Source organism: Nonomuraea sp. NPDC050022 (assembly GCF_044460705.1).
In the GTDB taxonomy this organism is placed as follows: domain Bacteria; phylum Actinomycetota; class Actinomycetes; order Streptosporangiales; family Streptosporangiaceae; genus Nonomuraea.
Window position 1 is genome coordinate 45,966 of record NZ_JBITKE010000003.1, and the last position, 11,345, is coordinate 57,310.

The 11,345-nt window shown below is 70.7% G+C and carries 8 protein-coding genes; 7 read left to right on the forward strand and 1 reads right to left on the reverse strand.

The window, feature by feature from the left end; translation table 11 throughout:
* On the reverse strand, nt 1-633 hold the full coding sequence (locus tag ACIBO2_RS11715; RefSeq protein ID WP_358556407.1) for a disulfide bond formation protein DsbA: 633 nt from the start codon (nt 631-633) through the stop codon (nt 1-3).
* A 91-nt stretch (nt 634-724) separates the two neighbouring features.
* Here ACIBO2_RS11715 and pepN point away from each other — a divergent pair, with 91 nt between their 5' ends.
* The 7 genes from pepN (at nt 725) to ACIBO2_RS11750 (ending at nt 11,341) form a co-directional block, all read left to right on the forward strand.
* A complete protein-coding gene (pepN, locus tag ACIBO2_RS11720) occupies nt 725-3,283 on the forward strand; it encodes an aminopeptidase N (RefSeq protein WP_397296696.1) in 2,559 nt (852 codons plus the stop codon).
* 131 nt (nt 3,284-3,414) lie between these two features.
* Nucleotides 3,415-4,692 carry an ROK family protein gene (locus ACIBO2_RS11725; protein ID WP_397296699.1) on the forward strand — a complete coding sequence of 426 codons (1,278 nt, stop codon included), beginning with the start codon at nt 3,415-3,417 and terminating at the stop codon, nt 4,690-4,692.
* A 23-nt stretch (nt 4,693-4,715) separates the two neighbouring features.
* A complete protein-coding gene (locus ACIBO2_RS11730) occupies nt 4,716-5,645 on the forward strand; it encodes a sugar ABC transporter permease (protein ID WP_358556398.1) in 930 nt (309 codons plus the stop codon).
* Nucleotides 5,638-6,444: a carbohydrate ABC transporter permease gene (locus ACIBO2_RS11735; protein WP_358183134.1), complete on the forward strand. Its 807-nt coding sequence runs from the start codon at nt 5,638-5,640 to the stop codon at nt 6,442-6,444. The genes ACIBO2_RS11730 and ACIBO2_RS11735 overlap by 8 nt, the downstream gene beginning before the upstream one ends.
* Nucleotides 6,445-6,471: 27 nt before the next feature.
* Complete coding sequence (locus ACIBO2_RS11740) at nt 6,472-7,764, forward strand: sugar ABC transporter substrate-binding protein (RefSeq protein WP_358556395.1); 1,293 nt, start codon at nt 6,472-6,474, stop codon at nt 7,762-7,764.
* Between the two features lie 35 nt (nt 7,765-7,799).
* Complete coding sequence (locus ACIBO2_RS11745; protein WP_397296702.1) at nt 7,800-9,047, forward strand: glycoside hydrolase family 15 protein; 1,248 nt, start codon at nt 7,800-7,802, stop codon at nt 9,045-9,047.
* Entirely contained in the window at nt 9,044-11,341 is a 2,298-nt protein-coding gene (locus tag ACIBO2_RS11750) for a TIM-barrel domain-containing protein (protein WP_397296705.1), read from the forward strand. The genes ACIBO2_RS11745 and ACIBO2_RS11750 overlap by 4 nt, the downstream gene beginning before the upstream one ends.
* Nucleotides 11,342-11,345 lie beyond the last annotated feature (4 nt).

The following is an 11,345-nucleotide window of genomic DNA, read 5'->3' on the forward strand; positions in this document are numbered from 1 at the left end:
TCAGTCGAAGCTCGGCCGCCGGGTGCGCGAGCGCTTGAGCTCGAAGAAGTCGTCGAACTCGGTGACCAGCAGCACGCCGTCCCAGAGCCGGCCCGCGTCCTCGCCTCGGGGGATGGTGGTGACCACCGGGCCGAAGAAGGCGTTGGAGCCGACGCGGATGACGGGAGTGCCGACCTCCTGGCCGACCAGGGTGATGCCCTCGTTGTGCGACTTGCGGATGGCGTCGTCGTACTCGGTCGAGTCCATGGCCTCGGCGGCCAGACCCTTGTCGAGACCCACGGCCTCGAGCGACTCCTCGGCGATCACGCGCAGAGTGTCGATGTCCCGGCCCCGGCCCTCGTTGTGCAGGCGGGTGCCGAACTCGGTGTAGAGGCGACCGATGTACTCCTCGCCGAAGCGGTCGGCGGCGGTGGCGATGACCCTGATGAGCTTCGCGCCCCGGGCGCTCGACGCGCGGTATTCGTCGGAGACGTCCTTGTCCTCGTTGAGGACCTGCAGGCTCATGATGCGCCAGCGAGGCTCGATCGGGCGAACCTTCTCGACTTCGAGCAGCCATCGTGACGTCACCCAGGCAAATGGGCAGAAAGGATCGAACCAAAGGTCTACGGGGGTCGTGTCAGTCACGAGGGCCATAACCTGGGGTGTCGATGTCCTATTCCCCGCGTGGCAGGATACCGACAAACCTCCATAAAGTGGCGAAAAGAAGTGCGAAAAGGAGTGGAACTTGGCAGGCAACCTGACCCGGGACGAGGCTCGCGAGCGCGCCCGGCTGTTGAAGGTCGAGTCGTATGAGGTCGCACTCGATCTGACCGAGGGAGACGAGCGCTTCGAGAGTGTCACGACCGTCCGGTTCAGCAGCACCCGGCCGGGCTCGGCCACGTTCATCGACCTCCATGGCGCGCACGTGCGCAAGGTCACGCTCAACGGAGCCGACCTCGATGTCTCCACCTATGACGCGGAGAAGGGGCGCTTCCCGCTCCCCTCGCTGGCCGAGTCCAACGAGCTGCGCGTCGACGCCGACTGCGTCTACATGCGCAGCGGCGAAGGGCTGCACCGCTTCGTCGACCCGGTGGACCAGAAGGTCTACCTGCACAGCCAGTTCGAGACGGCCGACGCGCACCGCATGTACGCCTGTTTCGACCAGCCCGACCTCAAGGCCACCTTCAAGCTGACCGCGCTGGCCCCGGCCGACTGGGAGGTCGTCTCCAACGCGGCCGCCACGTCGGTCGAGCACCTGCCCGAGCAGACCGGCAAGCACGGCACGGTGCAGGCGGCCAGGCGCTGGCAGTTCCCCGCCACGCCGGTCATGTCGACCTACATCACCGCGCTGGTCGCCGGGCCGTACTACAAGGTGACCTCAGAGCACGACGGCATCCCGCTGGGCATCTACTGCCGCGCCTCGCTCGCCGAGCACCTCGACGCCGACAACATCCTGGAGGTCACCCGGCAGGGCTTCGACTTCTTCCACAAGGTGTTCGGCGTCCGCTACCCGTTCGGCAAGTACGACCAGCTGTTCGTGCCGGAGTTCAACGCGGGCGCGATGGAGAACGCCGGCTGCGTGACCTTCCTGGAGGACTACGTCTTCCGGTCCAGGGTCACCGACGCCGTCGTCGAGCGGCGCGCCGAGACGATCCTGCACGAGATGGCGCACATGTGGTTCGGCGACCTCGTGACCATGCGCTGGTGGGACGATCTGTGGCTGAACGAGTCGTTCGCCACCTACATGTCGGTGCTCGCCCAGGCCGAGGCGACCCGCTGGGGCAAGGGTGCCTGGACGACGTTCGCGAACGTGGAGAAGTCCTGGGCCTACCGCCAGGACCAGCTGCCGTCCACGCACCCGATCGCCGCGGACATCCCCGACATGCAGGCGGTCGAGGTCAACTTCGACGGCATCACCTACGCCAAGGGCGCCTCGGTGCTCAAGCAGCTGGTCGCCTACGTCGGGCTGGACAACTTCCTGGCCGGGGTGCGCGACTACTTCGGTGAGCACGCCTGGGGCAACACCGAGCTGAAGGACCTGCTCGGGGCGCTGGAGCGGACCTCGGGGCGCGACCTGTCGTCGTGGTCCAAGGAGTGGCTGGAGACCGCCTGGGTCAACACGCTGCGCCCGTCGTTCACGGTCGCCGACGGCCGCTTCGAGACCTTCGAGGTGCTGCAGGAGGCGCCGGCCGACTACCCGACGCTGCGCTCGCATCGGGTCGCGGTCGGCCTCTACTCGCTGGCCGACGGCGTGCTGACGCGTACCAAGCGGGTCGAGCTGGACGTGGTGGGCGCCAAGACGAGCGTCGCGGAGCTGGTCGGGGAGGAGCAGCCCGACCTGGTCCTGGTCAACGACGACGACCTGACCTACGCCAAGATCCGGCTGGACGAGCGGTCGCTGCGTACCCTGGTCGACGGCGGCATCGCCGACTTCACCGAGTCGCTGCCCCGGGCCCTGTGCTGGTCGGCCGCGTGGGACATGACCCGCGACGGCGAGATGTCCACCCACGACTACGTGAAGCTGGTCGTCTCGGGCGTCGGCACGGTCAAGGACATCACGGTCCTGCAGGCCGTGCTCCGGCAGGCGCGGATGGCCATTCAGCAGTACGCCGACCCGGCGTGGCGGGCCGAGGGTCTGTCGCTGCTGGCCACCGAGCTGCGTACGCTGCTCGCCACGGCGGCGCCGGGCTCGGACCACCAGCTCGCCTTCCTGCAGGCGTTCGCGCCCACGGCGACCGCCGAGGCCGATCTGGCGATCATCGCCGGCATCCTGGACGGCTCGGCCGTGCCCGAGGGGCTGACCGTCGACACCGACCTGCGCTGGACGCTCGTCCACGCGCTGGTGGTGGGCGGCCGGCTGGACGGCGCCGACATCGACGCCGAGCTGGCGCGCGACGCCACCGCCACTGGCGAGCGCTCCGCGGCGCTGTGCCGGGCGGCCATCCCGACGGCCGAGGGCAAGGCGGCCGCGTGGGCCTCGATCGTGGGCGGCAAGCTGGCCAACCACATCGCCCGTACGACGGTCAACGGCTTCCAGGATCCGCACCACCCGGAGCTGCTGGCCCCCTACCGGGAGAAGTACTTCGCGGAGATCGGCCGGATCTACCGGGAGTGGACGTTCGACCAGGCGCAGACGTTCACGGTCGGCTGCTTCCCCGCGCTGCTCATCGAGCCGGAGACGGTGCGGGCGGCGGAGTCCTACCTGGAGAAGGAGCAGCCGCCGCAGGCGCTGCGCCGGATGATCCTGGAGGGCGCCGACGGCGTCAGCCGGGCGCTGCGCAACCGCGCGAAGGACGCGTCCTAGCGCACAGCTCTTGAGAAGGGGTCTCCGGTGGCGGGGGCCCCTTTTCGCGTTCCCGGACTCTTGACAGCGGCGTGCTGCGGCTTCATATTTTCAGCACTAACTTTATTTCTAAAGAAAGTCGTTCTCATCACATGGCAGGCACTGATCGCGGTGATCTCACGAGGACGGCGATCCTCGCGCTTCTCGGCACCGTCGGGCCGCTGAGCCGCACCGAGCTGGCGCGCGAGCTGGACCTGAGCCCGGCGACCGTCACGCAGCTCACGCGCGAGCTCATGGGTTACGGGATGCTCGAGGAGCTCGACCTCAAGCCGTCGCGGGGCGGGCGGCCGGCCCAGCGGCTCGGGCTGGTGGGCAGCGCGGGCCGTGCGCTCGGCGTGAAGGTGACGGCCGACCATCTGGTGCTGGTCGACGTGCGGCTCGACGGCGAGGTGCTGGGGGCCTGGGAGTGCGCGTTCGACCCGTCCTCCCCTGAGGCGCTGGACCGGCTGGCCGACGCCGTCGAGGCGGTGGTCTCGGGCAGCGGGCGCGGGCTGACGGCGCGTACGTCCGCCTCGGCCGACCACGGCCAGGCGCCGCCGCTGCTCGGGATCGGCGTCGGGGTGCCCGGCAGCGTGGAGGACCAGGCGGTCGGCACGGTCAACGCGCCGACCCTGGAGTGGCAGGCCATGCCGGTGGGCGAGCGGCTGCGGCGGCGGCTCAAGCTGCCCGTGCTGGTGGAGAACGACGTGAACGCGCTGGCGGCGGCCGAGCGGCTCTACGGCAGGGGGCGGACCCACCGGGACTTCCTGGTGCTGACCATCGGGCGCGGCGTCGGCGCGGCGATCGTGGCCGACGGGCGGGTCTACCGGGGCGCCAGGGGCGGGGCCGGGGAGTTCGGGCACGTGCCCGTCGATCCGGCGGGGCCGGTGTGCGGGTGCGGGGCGCGCGGGTGCCTGGAGGCGTACGTCGGCTCGGCGGGGCTGCTGGCGGCGGCCCGCGCCAAGGACGGCGGCTCGACGGGGCTGCCGGCGGCGGCTCTCGCCAAGGACGGCGGTTCGGCCGGTCTTAGCGGGCTGGGAGCGGCCGGGGCGGCGGGCGATCCGGCGGCGCGGGAGGTGTTCGCCGAGGCGGGGGCCGTGCTCGGGCGGGCCACGGCGGGGCTGATCAACGTGGTCGATCCCGAGGTCGTGGTGGTGCTCGGCGAGGGGACGGCCGACTGGCCGCTCTGGCAGGTGGGCTTCGACCCGGCCGTCAGGGCGCAGCTGTATCCGGGGCGCAGGGACATCTCGATCGAGGTGGAGAGCTGGGACGACACCAGCTGGGCCCAGGGCGCGGCGGCCCTCGTACTGGCCACCCCCTTCGACGCCGCCGGGGCCGCCGGAGAGCAGGGCCGCCTGGTACGGGCCCGCCTGATCGGGACGACGCCATGAGCCAGTTACAGAGGAGCGAGCGCATGACCCTCACCGCCGTCCGGCCGAAGGCCGGGGGCACGCAGGAGCGGCGGGCGCCGCGGCGGCGATGGCGCTACGCCGGGACCGTGGCCGTGTTCCTGCTGCCCAGCCTGATCCCGCTGACGCTCTACACGCTGATCCCGATGGTCGCCTCCTTCTGGACGAGCCTCCACGAATGGGACCTCATCACCGAGATGCGCTGGGTCGGCCTCGGCAACTACATCGAACTGCTCGGCGACGCCGGGACGCGGGCCGCGTTCCTGCACACGCTGTACTTCATCGCCGGTTACCTGCCGCTCGTCTACCTGGGCGGGCTGGGGCTGGCGCTGCTGCTGAACCGGGCGATGCCGGGACGCGGGCTGCTGCGCGGCGTCTACTTCCTGCCCGTCATCACCAGCTGGGTCGTCGTGGCGCTGATGTGGAAGTGGCTGCTCAACCCGGCCAGCGGGGTCGTCAACTGGGCACTGGGGCTGTTCGGCGTCAGCGGGCCGGGCTGGTGGACCGATCCCGACTGGGCGATGCCGTCGATCATCTTCGCCTCGGCCTGGAAGGACCTGGGCTTCGTGATGATCATCCTGCTGGCGGGGCTGCAGGCCATCCCGAAGGAGTTCCAGGAGGCCGCCATGGTCGACGGGGCGAGCGCCGTCCGCCGGTTCAGGCACATCACCCTGCCGCTGCTGTCGCCGTCGTCGTTCTTCGTGGTGGTGATCTCGCTGATCAACGGCTTCCAGGTCTTCGACCAGGTGAAGATCATGACGGGCGGCGGGCCCGGCGGCGCGACGCAGGTCGTCGTGTCGCAGATCTACGACCTCACCTTCCGGTACGGCCGGGCGGGCGCGGCCTCGGCGCTGTCGTGGCTGCTGTTCGCCCTGGTGCTGCTCGTGACGATCGTGCAGATCCGGGGGCAGAGGCGGTGGGTGACCTATGGGTAAGGCGATCCGCTATCTGCTGGTGGGTCTCGGCGCGGTGGTCATGCTGTTCCCGTTCGCCTGGGCGGTGATCACGTCGATCACGCCGAGCGACGCGGTGCTGGCCGTACCGCCGGACTTCACGCCCGACAACGCGAGCCTCGACGCCTACGGCAAGCTGCTCGACACACTGCCCTTCTGGCGGATCGTGGCCAACAGCGCCTGGATCGGGGCGGCCTCCACCACGCTGCAGCTCCTCACCAGCGCGATGGCCGCCTACGCCTTCGCCAGGCTGCCGTTCCCGGGGCGGAGCGCGCTGTTCGCGGTCTACCTGGCGACGCTGATGATGCCGCTGCCCGTGCTGGTCGTGCCGCTGTTCATCGAGATGCGCACGTTCAACCTGGTCGACACGTACTTCGCGCTGCTGGCGCCGACGATCGCGTCGGCGTTCGGGGTGTTCCTGCTGCGGCAGGCTATCAACCAGGTGCCGAGGGAGTTCGACGAGGCGGCCGTGCTGGACGGCGCCGGACATTTCCGGATTTTTGTGTACGTTGTGCTGCCGCTGATCAGGCCGGCCCTGGCGACCTTCGCCATCTTCGGCTTCATGGCCAGCTGGAACAGCTACCTCTGGCCGCTGATCATCATCAAGTCGCCCGAGTTCATGACGCTGCCGCTGGGCCTGGCCACGCTGCACGGCCAGTTCACCACCGAGTGGGACGTGGTCATGGCGGGCTCGGTGATCAGCGTGGTGCCGATCCTCATCCTCTACGTCTTCGCGCAGAAGCACGTCATCGCCAGTGTCGCGCAGAGCGGGCTCAAGTAGTTGTGCACAAGTAAAGGAAGTCCCCCCATGTCACAGAAGATCAGGTCACAGAAGGTCCGGTCACAGAAGGTCCGGGTTGCCGCCTCCCTGGCGGCGGCCGCGTTGCTCGCCACCGCCTGCTCCCAGGGCTCGGCGACGAAGGCCCCGTCCGGCGAGGGCGGCAAGGTGACGCTGCGTTACTTCACGTTCTCGGCCGCGCCCGACCACGTGAAGGACCTGGACAAGATCGAGAAGGCCTTCGAGAAGGAGAACCCGAAGGTCGACGTGGTGGTGGAGACCGCCCCCTTCGACGAGTACTTCACCAAGCTCCAGACCAGCATCGCCGGCGGCACCGCGCCCGACACCTTCGAGCTCAACTACGAGAACTTCGTGACCTACGCCAGCGCGGGCTCCCTGCTCGACCTGGACACGGTGAAGGGCGACGGCGACCCGTCGGTGTACGCCAAGGAGTCGCTCGAGGCGTTCAAGCGCGACGGCAAGCAGTACGCGCTGCCCGCCTCGTTCTCCACGGTCGTGCTCTTCTACAACAAGGACCTGTTCGACAAGGCCGGAGTGGCCCCGCCGACGGCCGACTGGACCTGGGCCGACGAGCAGGCCGCCGCCGCGAAGCTGACCGACAAGAAGAAGGGCGTGTTCGGCGACTTCCAGCCGGTGCAGTTCTTCGAGTTCTACAAGACGCTCAAGCAGGCGGGCGGCGAGTTCCTGTCGGCCGACGGCAAGAAGTCGGCGTTCAACAGCCCGGCCGGGGTCAAGGCGGCGCAGTGGCTGGTCTCCAAGGTCGGCAAGACGATGCCGACCGAGGCGGAGATCGGCGGCACCGCCGACTACGACACGAACCTCTTCAAGTCCGGCAAGCTCGCCATGTGGCACAACGGCATCTGGCAGTTCGCCGGGCTGAAGGACGCCGCCTTCACCTGGGACGTCGTCGTCGAGCCCGGTGAGAGCGCCAAGGCCAGCGCCGTCTTCCACAACGCCGTCGCCGCCTCCTCCGGCACCAAGCACGGCAAGGAGGCCTGGGCCTGGGCCCGGTTCCTGTCGTCGTCGAACACCGCGGCGACCACCCGCGTCGCGTCGTCGTGGGAGCTGCCGCCGGTCGCCGACCAGGCGGTGCTGTCCGGCTATCTCAAGGACCCCAAGCCCGCCAACCGTCAGGCGGTGTTCGACTCGCTGAAGTCGATCGCGCTGCCGCCGGTCATCAAGCGCCAGCAGGAGATGCAGGACGCCGTGACCAAGCAGCTGACCGAGGCCGCCGCCGGACGCAAGCCGGTGGAGGAGGCGCTCAAGACCGCCGCCGCCGAGGTCGACGCCCTGCTCGGCTGAGTTGCCCGCCCACTCATCTCAGGAGATCGGTTCCCGTGACCCTCGTGTCGCACAGCCTTGACGTGATCCAAAGGCTCCAGTCCCCCACCGGCGCCTACCCGGCCTCGCCCACCTTCTCCGCCTATCGCGGCTACTCGTGGCTGCGTGATGGGGCGTTCATCGCCGAGGGGGTGAGCAGGCACGGCGACGCCGCCGGTGCGGACGCCTTCCACACCTGGTGCGCCCGGGTGATCGGCGACCGGGCGGGACAGGTCGACTCGCTCGTCTCACGCGCGGGACGCGGTGAACCGGTCTCGCCCGCCGAGATGCTGCCGACGCGGTTCACACTCGACGGCGTGGACGGGGACGTCGACTGGTGGGACTTCCAGCTCGACGGGTACGGCACGTGGCTGTGGGCCCTGCGCGAGCACTCCTTCCGGCACGGCCGGGCGGTCTCAGGGGTGGAGAAGGGGGTGCGGACGGCGGCCCGGTATCTCACCTCGTTCTGGGACATGCCGTGCTACGACTGGTGGGAGGAGCACGTCGAGCAGCGGCACGTGGCGACGCTGGGCGCGGTGCACGCCGGGCTGCGGGCGGCCGTCGCGCTGGGCGTGCTGAGCGGGGCCGAGTCAGAGTCGGCGGGGCGGGCGGTGGAGGGCATCGCGGCCCTGGTGGCCGCCGAGGGCATTTCGGGCGCCACCTCCGCCACGGCCTCCAGCACCGCAGTCTCCAACGCCGGGCCATCCGGCCTCGCGGCGTCCGGCGCCGGGGCTTCTGGCGCCGGGGCTGCGAAGTCCGGATATCTCACGAAATGGCTGGGCAGTGAGGCCGTGGACGCCAGTCTGCTCGCGTGCGTCGAGCCGTTCGGGCTCTACGCGGCCGATCATCCGGTCGGCGCGGCGACGGTGGCCGAGGTGGAGCGGCAGCTCGCCGTCGACGGCGGCGTGTACCGCTACCTGGCCGACACCTTCTACGGCGGCGGGCGCTGGGTGCTGCTGGCCGGGTTCCTCGGCTGGAACCACGCGCGGGCCGGGCGGCGCGCGGAAGCCCAGCGATACCTGGACTGGATGGCGGCCCAGGCGACCCCCGAGGGTGACCTGCCCGAGCAGGTGTCCGACCGGCTGCTGGCGCCCGACCGGCTCCAGGAGTGGCTGGACCGATGGGGCACCGTGGCCACGCCGCTGCTGTGGTCGCACGGGATGTACCTGATCCTCGCCGACGAGCTGAACAAGCTGGATCAGCTGGACGAGCAGAGTGGGCTGGACGAGCAGAGTGGGCTGGACGAGCAGGGGGTGCGGGCATGATCCGGCATCGGCCGTACGGGTCCGGGCACCCGTACGCCACAACCGAGGACCAGCGCGTGCCCGCCTGGCCGATGGACGGCGAGGCGGTGGAGCTACGGGTGCGAGCCTCGGCGAAGGTCGTCTCGGTGGTGTGCGAGTGGGTCACCGACGGTGCGGCGCCGGTGGACCTGCCGCTGACCCAAGCCGGGGACCACACCGGTGATGCGGCCGAGGCGGTTGACGGCGGGCACCAAGCCGGGACGGTTGACGGCGGGCGCCTTGCTGGCGAGGTTGACGGCGGGCACCAGGCTGGCGCGGTTGACGGCGGGCATCTGGCTGGCGCGCAGGCCAGGGCGGCGCGGGCCGCCGCCGGATCGTGGGTGGCGCGCTCACCCGTGTTGCGCGCCGGGCAGCACTACGCCTACCGGTTCCGGGCCGCGCTGGACGGCGGTGGGAGCCGTACCAGCAGGTGGTTCGAGGTGACGGCGGCGGCGTGGGGCCGGAGCGGCGGGAAGCTCGTCGTGCGCGGCGCCGACCGGGTGGTGCCGGGGAGCGTGCGGTGGTTGGTCGGCGGCGACGGGGCGCGGCGGGTGCGGTTCGAGCTGGCGCTGGCCGACGGTGAGCACGTGGTGGGGTTCGGCGAGCGGTTCGACGCGGTGGACCAGCGCGGGCGGCGGCTGGACGCGGTGGTGTTCGAGCAGTACAAGGCGCAGGGGGCGCACGGCAGGACGTACCTGCCGATGCCGTTCGCGCTCGTCGTCGGCGGGGCGGCGAGCTGGGGGTTCCACGTCGAGACCTCCAGGCGGACCTGGTACGACGTCGGCGCCTCCACCCCGGACCGGCTGGTCGTGGAGGCGGAGGTGGGGCCGGACGGCGAGCCCTCGGTCCGGCTCTATGACGGCGTGACCCCGGCCGAGGTGTTGCGGGGCTTCCTGGAGGAGGTGGGGCGGCCGACGGAACTGCCCTCGTGGGTGTTCCGGCTGTGGGCCAGCGGCAACGAGTGGAACACGCAGGAACGCGTGCTGGCCGAGATGGACCGGCACCGCGAGCACGACATCCCCGTCGGGGCGCTGGTCATCGAGGCGTGGAGTGACGAGACGACGTTCACGGCGTTCCGCGGGGCCGAATACGAGCCGTCGGAGGAGCCGCACCGGCTGGCGGACTACGCCTTCCCGCCGGACGGGCCGTGGCCGGATCCCAAGGGCATGGTGGACGAGCTGCACCAGCGGGATATCAAGGTGCTGCTCTGGCAGATCCCGCTGCAGAAGATGCGTCCGCACCCCCGGCACCAGGCGGCTGTGGACGCCCGGCAGCTGGTCGAGCACGGCTACGGGGTCAGGGAGAGCGACGGCCGGCCGTACCGGAACCGCGGCTGGTGGTTCCCGCTGGCGCTCATGCCCGACCTGTCCTCGCCCGAGGTCCGCGACTGGTGGACGGCCAAGCGCGCCTACCTGGTGGACGAGGTGGGCGTGGACGGGTTCAAGACCGACGGCGGCGAGCACGCGTGGGGCCACGACCTGCGCTACGCCGACGGGCGCAGGGGTGACGACGGCAACGGCCTGTTCCCCGTGCATTACGCGCGCGCCTTCGGCGAGCTGCTGGAGCGGCACGGCAAGGCGCCGGTGACGTTCAGCCGGGCCGGGTTCACCGGGTCACAGCCGCACGGCGTCTTCTGGGCCGGGGACGAGGACTCGACCTGGACGGCGTTCCGGTCGTCCATCAGGGCCGGGATCACCGCCTCGGCCTGCGGGATCGTCTATTGGGGCTGGGACCTGGCCGGGTTCTCCGGTGACCTGCCCGATGCCGAGCTCTATCTGCGGGCGGCCGGGGCGGCGGCGTTCATGCCGATCATGCAGTACCACTCGGAGTTCAACCACCACCGCCTGCCCCTGAGGGACCGCACGCCGTGGAACGTGGCTGAGCAGACCGGCGACGACCGGGTGCTGCCCGTCTTCAGGCGGCTGGCCAAGGTGCGCGAGCGGCTCGTGCCGTACCTGGCGGGGCAGGCCCGCCAGGTGGTCGGCGGCGGGGCGCCGCTGATGCGCGGGCTGTTCTTCGACCACCCGGACGACCCGCGCGTCTGGGAGCATCCGCTGCAGTACAAGCTGGGCGACGCGCTGCTGGTGGCCCCGGTGACGGCGCCCGGGGTCGCGGAGCAACCGGTCTACCTGCCCGAAGGGGACTGGGTCGACGTCTGGACCGGCCGCGCCCATCGCGGCGGGCGCGACATCACGCTGCCCGCGCCGCTCGACCGTCCGCCGGTCCTCTGCGCGGCGGAGCACTGGCCTCATCTCTCACCCGTGTTCGCCACCTGATAGG